The organism is Runella sp. (genome assembly GCF_965279615.1).
Lineage (GTDB): Bacteria > Bacteroidota > Bacteroidia > Cytophagales > Spirosomataceae > Runella.
Map to the genome: position 1 here is coordinate 5,192,147 of NZ_OZ257252.1, position 15,908 is coordinate 5,208,054.

At 44.1% G+C, this 15,908-nt stretch carries 10 protein-coding genes; 7 read left to right on the forward strand and 3 right to left on the reverse strand.

Going from position 1 to position 15,908, the window contains the following annotated elements; genetic code table 11:
* The first annotated feature begins 94 nt into the window (after positions 1–94).
* Together ACQY73_RS21860 and ACQY73_RS21865 are read left to right on the forward strand one after the other, a co-directional pair.
* Positions 95–2,467, forward strand: coding sequence for a M1 family metallopeptidase (locus ACQY73_RS21860; protein WP_428654944.1), 2,373 nt, complete (start codon positions 95–97; stop codon positions 2,465–2,467).
* A 246-nt stretch (positions 2,468–2,713) separates the two neighbouring features.
* Positions 2,714–3,787, forward strand: coding sequence for a phosphotransferase family protein (locus ACQY73_RS21865; protein ID WP_428654946.1), 1,074 nt, complete (start codon positions 2,714–2,716; stop codon positions 3,785–3,787).
* Positions 3,788–3,858: 71 nt separating this feature from the next.
* On the opposite strand, the gene ACQY73_RS21870 is transcribed toward ACQY73_RS21865, so the two are convergent.
* On the reverse strand, positions 3,859–4,197 hold the full coding sequence (locus tag ACQY73_RS21870) for a hypothetical protein (protein ID WP_428654948.1): 339 nt from the start codon (positions 4,195–4,197) through the stop codon (positions 3,859–3,861).
* Positions 4,198–4,270: 73 nt separating this feature from the next.
* Positions 4,271–5,602 carry a TolC family protein gene (locus ACQY73_RS21875; RefSeq protein ID WP_428654950.1) on the reverse strand — a complete coding sequence of 444 codons (1,332 nt, stop codon included), beginning with the start codon at positions 5,600–5,602 and terminating at the stop codon, positions 4,271–4,273.
* Positions 5,603–5,765: 163 nt separating this feature from the next.
* On the opposite strand from ACQY73_RS21875, the gene ACQY73_RS21880 reads away from it, so the two are divergent.
* From ACQY73_RS21880 to ACQY73_RS21900, 5 genes are all read left to right on the forward strand, one after another.
* A complete protein-coding gene (locus ACQY73_RS21880; RefSeq protein ID WP_428654952.1) occupies positions 5,766–7,400 on the forward strand; it encodes an amidohydrolase in 1,635 nt (544 codons plus the stop codon).
* A gap of 206 nt (positions 7,401–7,606) precedes the next feature.
* The gene (locus ACQY73_RS21885; protein WP_428654954.1) at positions 7,607–8,452 is read left to right on the forward strand and encodes an ion transporter; all 846 of its coding nucleotides are present in this window, start codon (positions 7,607–7,609) and stop codon (positions 8,450–8,452) included.
* Positions 8,452–9,585 carry a glycosyltransferase family 4 protein gene (locus ACQY73_RS21890; protein WP_428654957.1) on the forward strand — a complete coding sequence of 378 codons (1,134 nt, stop codon included), beginning with the start codon at positions 8,452–8,454 and terminating at the stop codon, positions 9,583–9,585. Before ACQY73_RS21885 ends, ACQY73_RS21890 begins: the two co-directional genes overlap by 1 nt.
* A gap of 69 nt (positions 9,586–9,654) precedes the next feature.
* A complete protein-coding gene (locus tag ACQY73_RS21895; protein WP_428654959.1) occupies positions 9,655–11,010 on the forward strand; it encodes a methyltransferase RsmF C-terminal domain-like protein in 1,356 nt (451 codons plus the stop codon).
* 86 nt (positions 11,011–11,096) lie between these two features.
* Positions 11,097–12,158 carry a hypothetical protein gene (locus tag ACQY73_RS21900; RefSeq protein WP_428654961.1) on the forward strand — a complete coding sequence of 354 codons (1,062 nt, stop codon included), beginning with the start codon at positions 11,097–11,099 and terminating at the stop codon, positions 12,156–12,158.
* A gap of 17 nt (positions 12,159–12,175) precedes the next feature.
* On the opposite strand, the gene ACQY73_RS21905 is transcribed toward ACQY73_RS21900, so the two are convergent.
* On the reverse strand, positions 12,176–15,376 hold the full coding sequence (locus tag ACQY73_RS21905; RefSeq protein ID WP_428654964.1) for a purple acid phosphatase family protein: 3,201 nt from the start codon (positions 15,374–15,376) through the stop codon (positions 12,176–12,178).
* Between the last annotated feature and the right edge of the window lie 532 nt (positions 15,377–15,908).

Genomic DNA, 15,908 nt, shown 5'->3' on the forward strand with positions numbered 1-15,908 from the left:
ATTTGGGGGATATTTAGGCTTTGCTTTACAAGTTTAACTCCCTATTTGATTGGAAAATCTTAAATTTGTAAAAATCATTCAGCAAACGAATACCATGAGAAAACTCCTGTTTTTAGTCTTTTGCCTATGGCAAACCACCCATTATTTGCAGGCCCAAGCCCCCGCTCCAACATCCTACCACGCCAATTCGCGTTTTGAGCAGATGGGTACTCAACTGCCTACGCCCAATACGTACCGCACCGCCTCAGGCGCTCCCGGAAAAGAGTATTGGCAGAACCGAGTTGATTATGATATCAAGGCTGAGATCAACGACGAAAAACAACACTTAACAGGCTCTGAAGTTGTAACGTATTTCAACAATTCTCCCGATGAGCTTCGCTACGTATGGATGCAGTTGGACCAGAATATATTTGAAAAAAATTCGATGTCGAGCCTGAGCCGTACAAGTTCTGTCAACGAGAAAGGAATGCCGATGAGCACTACGATGCGCTCCATGATCGATAAAGATTACGGCCATAAAATTACGGCCGTGAAAGATCCTAAAACGGGCCAACCGCTTCGTTATACCATCAACGAAACCATGATGCGGATTGAAATACCGGTAGCGATTAAAACGGGTCAATCGGTGACTTTTCAAATCGACTGGAATTATAATATCACTGATTTTCGCTTTGCACAGGGCCGTTCAGGCGCTGAATATTTTGCCAAAGACAATAACTTTATTTATGAAATAGCCCAGTGGTTTCCAAGGGCGTGTGTTTATGATGACGTGAACGGTTGGCAAAACAAACAGTTTTTGGGACAGGGCGAATTTACCTTGGCCTTTGGAAACTATAAAGTAGCCATTACCGTACCCAACGATCATATTGTGGGTGCATCGGGTGAATTGCAAAATGCAAATCAAGTGCTTTCGGCCGACCAACTGAAACGCATGGAACAGGCACGTAAAACCTTTGACAAACCGGTGTTGATCGTTAGTCAGGAAGAGGCAACTAAGAACGAAGCCAACAAACCAACCGGTAAAAAAACGTGGATCTTTAAAGCTGACAACGTACGTGATTTTGCCTTTGCCACTTCCCGCAAGTTTATCTGGGATGCCATGAACGTAGAATTGAACGGCAAAAAGATCATGGCAATGTCGTTTTATCCTAAAGAAGCCAATCCGCTTTGGGGACAATACTCGACCATGTTAGTGGCTCATACGGTCAGAACTTACTCCAAATTTACGTTCGATTATCCGTATCCCGTGGCACAATCAGTACACGGACCTGTGGGTGGGATGGAATATCCGATGATTTCATTCAACGGCGCGCGTCCTGAAGCTGACGGGACGTATTCAAAAGGTACCAAAGACTTTTTGATTCAGGTAGTTATTCACGAAGTAGGCCACAATTGGTTCCCGATGATCGTAAATTCTGACGAACGCCAATGGTCGTGGATGGATGAAGGACTGAACTCCTTTATGGAATATTTGGCTACTAAAGAATGGGACCGCGACATGGGCGGCGACGTAGCCGAACCTCAAAACATTGTAGAATACATGCGTACCGACCCAAGCAAGCAAGTGCCGATCATGTCAAGTTCTGACAATATCATGGGTTTTGGCCCTAATGCTTACACCAAACCTGCCACGGGTCTGAATATTCTGCGCGAAACCATCATGGGGCGTGAACTTTTTGACTATGCGTTTAAAGAATATGCCAATCGTTGGAAATTTAAACATCCAACTCCCGCCGATTTCTTCCGTACGATGGAAGATGCTTCCGGCGTGGATTTGGATTGGTTCTGGAAAGGCTGGTTTTATGGGACACAACCCGTAGATCAGGATATTACAGAAGTGGAATGGTTTGCGGTGGATACCCAAAATCCGGAGATCAATAAGACTGCTGCTAAAAAAGAAGCCGATGCCAAACGCAATACCGTAGCGCGTCAACGGGATAAAGACTATATCAAAGAAAGCGTTGTGGATAAAAATCCTGACATGAAGGATTTCTATAATACCTATGATCCTTACCAAGTAACGGAAAACGATAAGAAAAAATACGAAACATACTTGGCAAGCTTAACGCCGGATGAACGCAAGTTGGTCGAATCAGGCTTGAATTTTTATACTATCAAACTAAAAAACAAAGGCGGTTTGCCTATGCCGGTCATTGTACGGATGCAATATGAAGATGGTACAGATTCGGTAGCGCGTTTTCCGGCCGAAATCTGGCGTTTGAACGATCAGGATGTTTCGAAGGTCATTACGAGTAAGAAAAAGATCGTTCAATGGACGCTCGACCCCTATTTGGAAATTGCAGATATTGATACAGAGAATAACAGTTTTCCTCGTCAGCCTGCCCAACCTACTAAGTTCCAGTTGTTTAAGCAGCAGGGCGGTTTCCAACGCGGACCCAATCCAATGCGTGAGGCGCAGCAAAGTCAGCCGCCAAAAGCAGGACAGCAAGGCGGAGCCAAAAATTAATCAAATTATCCTATAGTAGGGGCGGGGTTTACCTCCGCCCTTTTTTTGTGTTCTCTGCCCTTTTTTGTACACATACTTCGCCTGTTTCGCTCTTTCCGGGCAGATTCAGGTAATAAGCCAACTCTTGCCTCTTTGTTTTAAAACAGTTTAATTAACCCAAAAAATAATCGGTAGTTAGTAAAGCCTGTTTCCAATAAATACGTAGTTTGAGAAAGTTTTTCATTTTTTGAAAAAAACCTAAACCCCATGAGTATTCCAAAAACCGATGCCCCCGTAGCGGTGCGTGATGGCGAACAATTAGACATAACTAAACTGAACGCCTATTTTTCTGAACAATTGCCTGATTTTGGCGTAATTACTGAAGTAAATCAATTTCCCGGCGGCTATTCTAACTTGACGTATTTTCTCAAGACGGCTTCAGGAAAAGAATATGTACTGCGTCGTCCGCCGTTTGGAGCCAAGCACATCAAAGGAGCGCATGACATGGGGCGTGAGTTTCGGGTATTGTCGCTGTTAAAGGCAGCCGGCTACGCCAAAATTCCCCAACCCATTGCGTATTGTGAAGATGAAAGTGTGTTGGATTGCCCGTTTTATGTCATGGAGCGGGTACAGGGCGTAATTTTGCGTGCCCATTCCGCGCCTAAAATGGGTATAGATGCCGATACATTTCGACGTCTTTCTACGGCGTTGGTTGATAATATGGCCGCGCTACATTCCATTGATATTCAGTCTACAGGGTTGATAACTTTGGGTAAACCTGAAGGTTATGTACAGCGTCAGGTGGAAGGTTGGTACAAGCGCTATCAACACGCTCAAACCGACGAAGTGCCGGTTTTGGAGCAGGTATATCAATGGCTGGTCGAAAACCGACCCGCCGAAAATGCGCCCACGTTGATTCACAATGATTATAAATACGATAATGTAGTACTCAATACCAATGACTTAACAGATATTCTTGCCGTATTGGATTGGGAAATGACGACCGTAGGCGACCCATTCATGGATGTGGGAACATCGTTGTCTTATTGGTCGGAAGCGACGGACGGTGCGTTTGAGAAAAGCTTTAATCTTACGTGGCTTCCGGGAAATTTTACCCGCCGGGAATTTGCGGACCGTTATGCCCAACAAAGCGGCCGTGATGTTTCCAATATTCTCTATTATTATGTTTTTGGGTTGTTTAAAAATACGGTAGTTATTCAACAAATCTACGCCCGTTGGAAGCAGGGATTCAGCAAAGATGAACGTTTTGCGGGTTTAATTATGGGCGTTCATTCATTGAGTAAGACGGCGGCAAAAGCGATTGAACGGGGAAGGATTTGATAACGGCCGGAGGCCTTAGAATATTCGTCACTCGGCAGAGCCGAGCAACTGCTTGAGCGGCTGTTTAAAAGCTAAAAAGCCCGTTTTACAAATCCACCTAAATAGCTCCCCGCAAAAACGGGGAAAAATTGTAAAAAGGCTGTGAATTGGGTAGCATCGGCGTCGAAAGGACTAATCAGTTGGAAGTTATTGATCAGGAAATAGAAAAGAATGGTTAAAGCTACTTGCTCAATGGCCAGAATCCATCCTTTGCGGGGTTGAAGAAATCCCAAGCTGATGCCGGATAAAACTCCGACCAAAAAAGGTAGGTGAATCGTTGGGCCGTAAAAACAACTCCAAGCCAAAAAGGCACTTGTAGCAACTGTTAGGAGAGCGTCGCGTGTGAGAGTTTTATTCCAAAATGGCTCCATATACAAACTTTGGCGAAAACGAATTGATTTCCGGCAAAGGTAAATCAAAGCCTCAGACAGTCATTTGTTTTTCTTATTTAACGTCTGTAATAATTGAGCTGCTCAAACGAAGCAGTTCAATTTCAGTCACTTTGACGTTATAGGCGGCTTCGATCAAACGTGATTCCGTGGCAACGGCATTTCGTTGTGCTTCCCGAAATTCGATGGCCGTGGAGTTTCCGAACTTGTAACGTTCAAAGGCTAGATCGACGTTTTGGCGGGCAATTTTGAGGTTTTGTTCTTCAAAACTGAAGAGGGTAATACTATTACGGTAGGTATTGTATGTGCGTTCCAAGGCAGAAAGCAACTGCACCGACAAGTCAGATTCCTGATACTCTGCAATGATGGTTCCGATCTTGGCATTTGCTTCCCGCCGGCGTTGATTATAACCGTCATAAATAGGAATGACGAGCCGGGCACCGTAATTCAATGAACCTGTTTTGCTGGTTTTTACCCCAAAACCCACTTCGTTGCTGAGGGTATTGTAGGTATAACTTCCAAGCACATCTACCTGCGGCAAACGCGTCGCTTTTACTTCCCGTTCGATCACCGACGCAATTTTACGGTTTTGATTGGCCGCAATTAAATTGGGGTTTTGGCTTTTTAAATTTTGTTGTAACTGAACCAATTCCAAGTCTTTACGAAAAATAATGGTGTCCGGAATCGCAAAGTCGGTGCCCAATTCCCGCATCAACAGCGCATTCAGGTTTACTTTGGTGTTTTGCAAAAACTGCTCCTGAGCTACCAAAGCCGCTTGGTCGCCGTTGTAATCCACCTGCGCGGCCAAATATTCAGACTTGGATGTAGTTCCTACTTCGTAATTTGCTTTGGCCAATTCGCGGCGAGTGCCCGAAATATCAAGTGCATCTTTGAGTGATTCAAGACGCTGTTTCTGACGAATAATGTCATAATAAGCTGCCGCTACCTGCGCTACAGTATTTTCGATGTTGATCTTAACGGTGGTTTTTCCAAATTGCTCAATTTCGCGCAAACGCTCAGCAGTGGCAAACATGCCCATTCCGTCAAATACGGTCCATACTAAGTTGATGCCGGAGAGAGAGTTACGGTTTTGCACACCTTTTTGGATAAGCGGGTCGCGGGTGGTGGTACCTACGGGGAAAAAGGTTTGGTTAACGCTGTTATTGTTGAAGTTAGCCTGCGTTGATCCCGATACGATGGGCAACATGCCGGCATTGCCGCGTGTGTTGTCGTTATGGGCAATGGCTTCGCGACTGCGGGCTATTTTGATGGCATAATTTTTTTCAAGCGCAACGGAAATGGCACTTTCCAACGTAAGAAGTTCTTGGGAAAAGGATATAAAAGGCAATAAAAACAGAACGCACAGAAGTGTAAAAATTCGTGTCATACAAGCAGGCAAAGGATAGGTTAGCTTATTTTGTCATTTCGTTCAGCATCTATCCGAAGAGAAATAACGGGAAGATAGACCCTAACAGGGCGACAAAACGCGTTTGACGTTTCAAAAATAACTTTTTATAGCGTAGCTTTAAGCATCAAATAAACCCGACACGATGAAAAACTACTTTTACGCGCTGTTCGCCGCCTTTTTAGCGTCATGCTCAAATCAAGACAAAGCCGACTTAATTGTCTACAACGCGGCGGTTTATACCGTCGATTCGACCTTTTCTAAAGCTTCCGCTTTTGCTATAAAAGAAGGTAAATTTGTGCTGATTAGCGATTCTGCATCGGTGTTTGGCGCGTATAAATCCGACTCGTTGGTCAATGCCGAAGGCCACGCCGTTTATCCGGGTCTATACGATGCACACGCGCATTTTTATGGCTTAGGTCAAAAGCTTGATCAGGCTGATTTGGTGGATACGCAGTCGGCGGAAGAAGTAGTGGAACGACTTAAAAAATACCAATCCGAACATCCTGACCGTGTATGGATCATCGGTCGCGGCTGGGATCAGAACGATTGGGCGGTTAAGCAGTTTCCTGACAAAGAATTACTGGACAAAGCTTTTCCGAATAACCCTGTTTACTTAACCAGAATAGATGGGCACGCGGCATGGGTCAACTCAAAAGCTCTACAACTGGCCAAAATTACGGGTGAAACTAAGATTGACGGCGGTGCTATTCCTATAAAAAACGGTCAGCCTACGGGTATCTTGGTGGATAATGCCATGCGGTTGGCGCGAGCGGCCAATCCACAACCTTCTGAAGCTGAGATCAAAGATATGTTGCTTAAAGCACAGGAAGTATGTTTCTCCTACGGTCTGACCAATGTGGGAGACGCCGGTGTATCGCCCGAAGTGATCGACCTGATGGATAATTTGCAGAAAAAAGGTGAGTTGAAAATTCGGCTTTACCCAATGGTAAGCATTAATCAGGAAAATGTGGATAAAATGTTGAAAAAAGGCGTTTACGTTACTGATCGTCTTAATGTTCGTTCCTTCAAAATATATGCTGATGGTGCGTTGGGTTCGCGCGGGGCGTGCTTACTTAAGCCTTACAGTGATGCACCCGAAACAACAGGGTTTTTGTTGCTGAGTCCCAAGGAATTGGAAAATTTCGTGAAGCAAATTGCTGACAGCGAATTTCAGGCAAATACGCACTGTATTGGTGATTCGGCCAACCGTCTTATGCTTAATTTATACGCCAAATACCTGAATGGGAAAAACGACCGCCGTTGGCGAATCGAACACGCCCAAATCGTAGATGCAGCTGATGTACCGACGTTTGGTAAATTCAACATTCTTCCTTCTGTACAACCCACTCACGCCACTTCGGACATGTATTGGGCGGGAGAACGTTTGGGCAAAGAACGTGAAAAAAATGGCTATGCTTTTCAGGCGTTGTTTCAACAAAACGGCAAGATCACGTTCGGGACTGATTTTCCGGTAGAAGCCGTTTCACCCTTTTATACGTTTCACTCGGCCGTATACCGACAGGATGCCAAAGGCTTTCCCGCAGGAGGTTATCAACCGGAAGGGGCGCTCAGTCGCAAAGAAACCCTGCGTGGCATGACAGCTTGGGCCGCTTACGGCAATTTTGAAGAAGGTCGCTTGGGCAGCATTGAGAAAGGGAAAGTCGCCGATTTTATCATTTTGGAAAAAGACCTGATGACGGCTCCCGCCGCCGAACTCCGGGAAGTGAAAGTATTGAAAACCTATGTGGCCGGCGAAAAAGTGTTTGAGCGGAAGTAAACAAAATAGCCGTCAAACCATTAAAACCGGAAAAGTTAGAATCACTTGAAAAGGTGCGGTCTGCGTTGCTGCACCGGAGTAGATATTCGGTAAATGTTACTGTTTTCGTTTGCTTTGTGAGGTCTTAACGTATTTTTTGAGTGACCTGACAGGCAATCAGTAGTCTTGTTGTTACCAAATCGTATAATCATAAATCGTATCATTCCGTGACCTTCCGCAGAAGAGTTTACAACACGCTGGAGTTTTCAGCGACCGGTCGACGTGGCCTGAGCTTATATATCAATATAAGTTTGGTGTCTGTTATTTTTCTTAATTCGGTCGCTATTATTCTTCATACCGTTCCTGAAATCAGGAATAACCAACATTACGAGCGCTTTTTTCAAAATTTTGAAATTATTTCGGTGGGCATATTTACCATTGAATATTTCTTACGTATCTGGTCGTGCGTTGAAAATCCCGGAATCAAAAACAGTTGGCGGGGGCGTTTGATGTATATTTTTTCCTTTTGGGCAATCATTGATTTTCTGGGTATTTTTCCCTTCTATTTCTCATTGCTCACCTCTGATTTTGGGATTATTCGGATTTTACGCGTATTTCGTTTGTTCCGTTTGTTTCGTGCTACGCGTTATTCACACGCACTCAAACTTATCAGAACCGTTATTTTGGAGCATAAAGAGGAATTGTTGCTTTGTTTTGCATTTATCTTTTTTACCTTATTCATTTCATCGAGTGTGATGTATTATTTGGAACATACCGGTCAACCTACCAAATTTTCGAGTATTCCTGCTACCTTGTGGTGGGGTGTCATTACGATGACTACTACCGGCTACGGTGATATGTATCCCATGACGCCGGTCGGGAAGTTTTTTGGAGGAATCGTCTTGGTTTTGGGGATTGCGTTGTTTGCGTTACCTACAGGTATTATTGCGTCGGGCTTTATGGAGCAAATTCGCCGGGATAAAGGTCGTAAGTATATTCGCTGTCCGCATTGCAACAATTGGATTGATTTACAGGAAGTTGAGCATGTTCATAAACCTATGGAAAAACACTGATGCGCATTGGATTTGACGCTAAACGGGCTTTTAATAATCGAACAGGACTGGGTAATTATAGCCGTTTTGTGCTCAATGCGCTGTGTCAATTTGCTCCGCAACATACTTACCTGGCGTATACACCACAAGTAAAGAAGGGCCTTTTTGATGAATTTCCGACTAAAGACCTTCGATTGCCTGATTTCAATAATAAGCTTTACGGTACTTGGTGGCGGAGTTACGGCATAAAAAAAATGCTTCTCAATGACAACGTTCAACTCTTTCATGGGTTGAGCAATGAACTTCCCAATGGCTTAGCACAGTCAGGCATCAAATCCGTAGTGACCATTCATGATTTGATTTTTTTGCGTTATCCTGACTTATACCCTGCCATTGATCGTTTTTTTTACCGCCGAAAATTCAAAAAAGCCTGTGAAGAAGCGGATGTTATTGTGGCAGTAAGCGAGCAGACCAAACGTGATATTGTAAACTTTTACGGAACTGCACCCGAAAAGATTCGGGTCGTGTATCAAAATTGCCATGAAGCGTTTCATGAGCCTAAAATTTTTCAAGCCTTAGAGCCTTGGAAAGTTTCGGAGACTTGCCAAAAATATACTATTCATAAGCCTTACGTATTGAGCGTCGGCACTATCGAAGCGCGTAAAAACCAGCTGTGTTTGGTAAAAGCATTTCATGAAGCGCAATTGGAGGATGCTGATCTGGTGCTGATTGGCGGCAAAACAAAGTACCAGCAGGAAATTGAAGCCTACATTTCGAAACATCGTTTATCCGACACTGTTAAAATCCTAAATGGCGTTCCGTTTGCTGATCTTCCCGCTTTATATCAATCGGCACGGGTGTTTGCGTATCCTTCCTTTTTTGAAGGATTTGGCATTCCGATCGTGGAAGCTTTGCACAGCGGTGTGCCTGTAGTGGCCGCTACGGGCTCGTGTCTTGAAGAAGCCGGCGGTACCGGTGGGTTGTATATTGAACCCAATGATGTGAACACGTTAGCCCAAACATTACGAACAATTTGGAATGACGAACCGCTGCGAAAAACCTTGATCTCAGAAGGGAAAAAACACATAAAGCAGTTTGATGCCGAGAAAATAGCGAAAGAGTTGACGGAAATCTACGCATCTTTGCTGAAGTAGGCTACTTTGCCTCAGTTTCCGGTTGTTTTGTGTAATGAACACACGGCCTGTTTTGAACGTAATTTGACTATGCAATTCCCCCATCCATTTATACAGGAACTTCAAGCTCAGTTGGGCAACGAATACGCCGATTTTGAGGCGGCTTTGCAGCAACCGCCGCCCGTGAGCATCCGTTATAATTCGGTTAAATTTCCTGATTTTCCTACCCAAGATACCGTTAAATGGTGCGCAGAAGCCCGTTATTTGCCCGTTCGGCCAGTATTTACGCTTGATCCGCTTTTTCACGCGGGGGCGTATTATGTACAGGAAGCGTCTTCGATGTTGATCGGAGAAGCATTGAAGCAGACGGTTGATCTTACAGAGCCGTTGCGGGTATTGGATCTGTGCGCCGCTCCGGGTGGCAAAACCACACTTTTGGCTTCTGCGCTATCTTCCGACAGTCTTTTATTGGCTAATGAGGTTATCCGAAGTCGGGTCATGATCTTGAAAGAAAATGTGCAGAAGTGGGGTTTCCCTAACGTTCATGTCAGCAATCATGATCCTGAAGATTTGGGAAAATTGGGAGGTTTTTTTGATGTGATTTTGGTCGATGCTCCCTGTTCCGGAGAAGGATTGTTTCGGAAAGATCCGGATGCCGTGGAAGAATGGTCACCTGAAAATGTACAGACTTGTGCCGGGCGTCAGAAACGAATTTTGGGGGCAGCTATGCCGTTGCTAAGTGCCGGCGGGATTTTGATCTATTGCACCTGTACCTATAACGACGCTGAAAACCGGGACAGTAGTGCATTTGTAGTAAATAGTGGTCAATTTGAAGAAGTAAGACTTCACTTGCCTACTGATTGGGGCATAACGGCTAAAATGCTTGGGTATCAATGTTATCCGCATAAAGTAAAAGGAGAAGGCTTTTTTCTGGCGGTGTTTCGAAAAACGACTCAATCGGATTCATTCCATTACAACATGGAAAAGAACGGAAGGCCACGTTCATTCAAACCGTTACACAAAAAACAACTGAGCGAAATCAGTCGTTGGCTGAAAGAACCGGACGATTTCAGTTTTTATGAAAAGCCCAACGGTGATGTCATTGCTTTGTTGGAAAATCAAAAAGAAGATTTGATTATTTTGGATAATTTGTTGTTTGCCAAAGGATTAGGTTTGGAAATGGGCTCTTTTAAAGGAACAGATTTCATTCCTTCTCATGCGTTGGCGTTGAGTACGGCTGTGTCTGATAAATTGCCGCGTTTGGAACTTTCAGAAAGTGAAGCCTTGCAATTTCTAAAAAAAGAGAACCTAATGTTGGACGCACCCAAAGGATGGCTTTTGGTTACGTATCAGGGATTGGGACTTGGTTGGGTCAAAGGTTTGGGCAATCGTATCAATAATTATTTACCAAAAGATTGGCGGATCAGGATGGAAATTCCTGAGTAAGGGGTAGAGACAGGCCTTGCGTTTGCCCACTTTTGTCCATTTGCTATAGTACAAATGTGAAATTTATCAAAAAGATGACGGACAGGATGTCCGTACCACAGAATATGCCTTTGCCGAAGCTTCTTTACCTTTGTATCAATGATGGTTCTGATACGCGTATCAATAAAGAGATCAGAACGTTAGCTTCCCGATTTGATATTATCTATTTGGGGATTGGACGGGATGATTCACAGGCATTTGTGAAACCCTTTTGTTCAGAATTTTATTTAATCAAAGGACATCATAAATCCGTTGCGACGCTCATTCGTTACTTTTTCACGTTTGTTAAATTGTATTTTACGCGCCGTTTTCGCAGCATTCATGTTATTAATGAGCAGTTATTACTGATTTTCTTCCCGTTTTTGATTTGGAGTCGGCGGCGAATTGCAGCCGATATTTTTGATTCCATTTTTCTGCGGTCAGGCAGTTCAGCCGTACGCTCTTTACAATCGCTTTTATACCGTTTGCCAAGCAAAATCATTGTAACCGACGATAATCGTAAAACGCTTGTACCGAAAGAGTTTCAGTCTAAAACCGTTGTTGTCGAAAATTACCCGTATGCATTTCATAACGTGCAGCCTAAAGTCGCGGGTGATGATGAATTATTGATTTTGTACAGCGGTTCGTTGGGCGTAACCCGTGGGACATTGCTTCTGACAGAATTGCTGAAACGTTCGCCCAAAGTAAAGGTTTGGATGATCGGTTGGGTCTATGACGAACCTACGCGACAGCTAAGCCAACATCCACAGGTGAGGTTTTGGGGAGTAAAAACCCAGCAGGAAACCATGCGATTGGCGTCAGAATGTGACTATATACTGTCGGTGTATGAGCCGATCAACGACAATAACCTCAACGCCAGTCCCAATAAGATCTATGATGCGGTACAATCACAAACGCCCGTTATTATCAATGCTGAGATCAAAGTAGCCCAATTTGTAACCGAGAATGGACTCGGTTACAAATTGGACAGTTATTATACCACGGATTTTGACATGCTTCTTCAGGAACTGATTTCTCAAAAGAAAGCCTTTCTTTTTGATCCGGACTTTCGCCGTCGCTATACGTGGGAAGCGATTGAGCAAAAGCTGGTAGAGGCGCACCTGCATTAAGCTGCCTGTTTAGTTGCTTATTTTCCCTTTTTAGTGCCTTTTATCGCGGGGTTATTTGTTGGTAGGACGCCTTCTTTGGTGTTCTTTTTCGATGTTGGTGCAGGCGCCCCACCACCACCACCGCCTGTATTACACCCTATTGGTAAGGCTAAAAAGTAAAAGCCGTTTTCCGGAGATGCCTGAAAGGCTGTGCCGTTTCCTAAGGGGGCTAACAATACGTAACCGGCACGGTACTCTACCGTTGCAGATGGCGAAATGATGTTTGTATTTGTGCCCTGTATCCATTGTTCGGCCTGATATACCGTACTTGTCGAAATCGTTGAGTTGAGCGTAAGGGTTGGAGCGCATACGTTAACTATAAACGTATCGGCCAAAAAACCGTTTCCCCCATTGTAGCCATCATTGACGATATAAGTGGTATTGGCACTCGGCGAAACGGCAATTGCCTGTGTGGTGTTGGGCAAGCTACCTCCACCTATTATTTTCCACGAATAGGTTCCTTCCCACGAAGCTGTCAGCGTAAGCGGTAGAGTGGGGTTGGTATAGGTTGTTTTTTTATTGACATCTTTCATGATGGTAAATTCATCTTTGATGTAAGAGGTCGTACCGAAATCGCTGTCTAGTTTGATGTATTTTACGTCCAAACGGTTTTTTGTGATCAGCAACTCTACGCTGCCTCCGGTGGCATTGAGGGTTGCGGTGCTGTCGCCATAATACATGACCGGATGCGTAACCCCCGAATTTGGGTTTTCAGGTGCCCCGTTTGGTCCTGAACCGCCCCGGCCGGCATTACCCGTTACGACTTGAACGGCGCCATTATAAGGAGCATTTTTGATGTAAGGTTTTGACGATGGCACGGGCGTATATTTGCCGGTCCAAGACTGTAACAATTGATTGGGATTTGTCCGGAATTGAGTTTTGGTAGGTGTACCTGTTACGCCCTGCATCAAAAAAGAGCGAGCATAAGAGTGTGTATGAGAGGTAACGATCAAGTCAACTTTGTACTGCTCCAATATAGGTACCAACAGTTCACGTACCACTTTTAACTCACCATCAGCTTTTGACCAGTCAGAAATTCCCGGGTCTGAATCATGGGAGCCTTTGGTATACGGTGGGGTATGGAATAAGACTATCTTCCATTTTTTCGTCGTATTTGCCAAATCCAATTTCAGCCATTTTACCTGCTGAAAATTATTGAAATCAGTTGTTTGAGTGGAAGGGTCATCAAATTTGAGCATGAACATATTTTTGCGCCCTTGAGCAGCCGCACAATCCCAGGGCGGGACACAACCGGGAATGGCGGAACCACGACTGATAAAGAAATCGGGATGGTATGGATTAAGAATAACGAAGTGGATATCGCCGGCATCAAATGAATAATATCCTTTACTCTTTGAGGCTATTCCTCCCGCTTCGCCCTGAGTAGGATAGGAAAAAGAACTATAAGAAGCGGTCGTAGAGTCGTTATAAGGGCGAGCGCCATAATCATGATTGCCCAAAGATATCCATGATACTGTATTGCGAAGTTGATTGGGGTAAACCGGAAAAAAGTTGTTGTCAAGGGCTTGATCTTTTCCGTCAAAACCTTCGAACTTAGAATTGTCACCGCCAAAAATAATTCCGTGGAGTCGGTTTGCCCCTAAATAATTCATATAAGCAGTACGAACGTTGTATTGACGATCTTCCCCACTGCATACATCTCCCAAAATCCAGTACCGTAACGGGTCAGTAGTGTTATTGGGTAAACTGTAATAATAGTACTCGGTACCGCTTGCCAGTACATTGTCTACTATACCACAGGTGTAGCCGACGGAATAATAATACTTTGTATTGGGCGATAATCCGGTGAGCGGCACAACGTGTATCGAATCATTCGTATTAATAACTACTTCATTGGTAAGACTGCCGGGACTGGTACCATATTTGACTTTGCTATTGGTAAGTACGTCCGTTTTCCAACGAACGATGACAGAAGTAGGAGTGCCTACCTGAAGGTAAGGTGGCCTGTCAAGGGCCACCGCACAGGCACCGGTAACCCCTTGAATGGATAAGTCAAAATAGCGATCAACACTGGGAGCCATCAACGTACCTGATTGGTGGACTTCCACCGCAATGACATTGGTGCCATTCAATAAGTCAGCGGGCAGATAGACGGTGGTATCTTTATAAATAGAGTCGTTGGGTGGGGCGCTGATCGCAAACGTCAGCGAATCTACCGTACCCACCGGCATATTGAGCCGAAAGATTTCCCGCCCATTTAGGTACGCAACCAATCCATCATCGCACCATGTTTTGATACGATAGCCACTATACGCGTTTTTATCCGTAATGTTAAAGCACTTTCTGAAATAATGCGTTTTGGATGTATTGGTGCCTGTTCTGCCTGAACCCTGCGTCCACAACCACGTATTAATGGCATGAGTAGGGGTACCGTCATCGTAGCCCAATGTTGCCTGTCCACTTGACCAGGCAGCGTCACTGTACGCATTGGTTTTCCAGGTACCGTTTCCAAAAGTAGTAGGCTCTAAGTAAGAAACTCGCTGTTTCCAGTTCGTAGACTTAAATGCAATCGGCCATTCAGGACAGGAGGCAGGAGCTGCAAGCCCTTCAATTGAAAGGTCAAAATAGCGGTCAATGCTTGAGCCGGATTGATGTACCTCTACAGCGATGACGTTCGTACCCGTCAGTAAATCACTCGGTAGATTTATCGTTGTTTCGCCATAAATGGAATCATTGGCGGGTGCTGTTGAGGCAGAAGTGAGTGAGTCAATCGTTCCAACGGGCATGTTTAAACGATACACCTCTTTGTTGTTAAGATACACCACCAAGCCATCATCACACCATGTTTTGATGCGGTAGCCTGTAAACGAACCCGGGCTTGCAACATTAAATGTCTTTCTGAAATAATGAGTTTTAGAGGAATTCGTGCCGGTTCGGTTGGCATTAAGGGGCCAAACCCATGTTGTAATGGTATGGGTCGTTGTAATATCATCATACCCCAATGTTGCCTGTCCGCTTGCCCATGCTGCATCGCTGTACGCGTTGGTTTTCCAGGTGCCGGTACCAAAAGTGCCGGGCTCCTGATACGCTTCTCTGTATTTCCATCCCGATGATTTGAATCCGATAAAAGTGGTTTGGGCAAATAGAGTATTCGTGAAAAAAGCCGCAAATAAGAATAAACAGATTTTTTTGAAATCCGAAAGAGGAAAGGTTTTCATGTTAAAAGAGGTAAAGTGGTAGCATTGATAGTATTGAGAAGCAAGCCGCGACAGTTGCCTATAACGACATTCCCAAGCGTGATTGAGTCGCAGTATTATAAGTGCTTTCTTAAGAAATCACTCCCCGGTTAGATGCCTATGTCCTTTAAAGGTGGTGTAGAGAATCAAAAACGTTTTACTCTTCTGCCAAAAAACAATTCTCTATTGTGGTTCAAATACAATAGAATGACAGCTATTCATCCGGGTGTGGAAGCATTGAACGCGTATTACTTGCAAGAAGAAATTTTACTTTAAAACCGGATTTTTTATCCCCTTTCTATAGAGAAATCTGATTTTTTACATTTAAGTATTTACGCTGAGTAGGTATTATGGTATAATTTATATTAAATATGTGATAAAAAAATGAAATATGCAATAGTTCATCAGAAAACGATAAATATTGATATGCATTTATTTTCACTAAAGCCCTTTCAGCAGCAATTATCGGTATTTTTACTTAGAAAAATATTCCCGATTTACCGGGTTTATTACT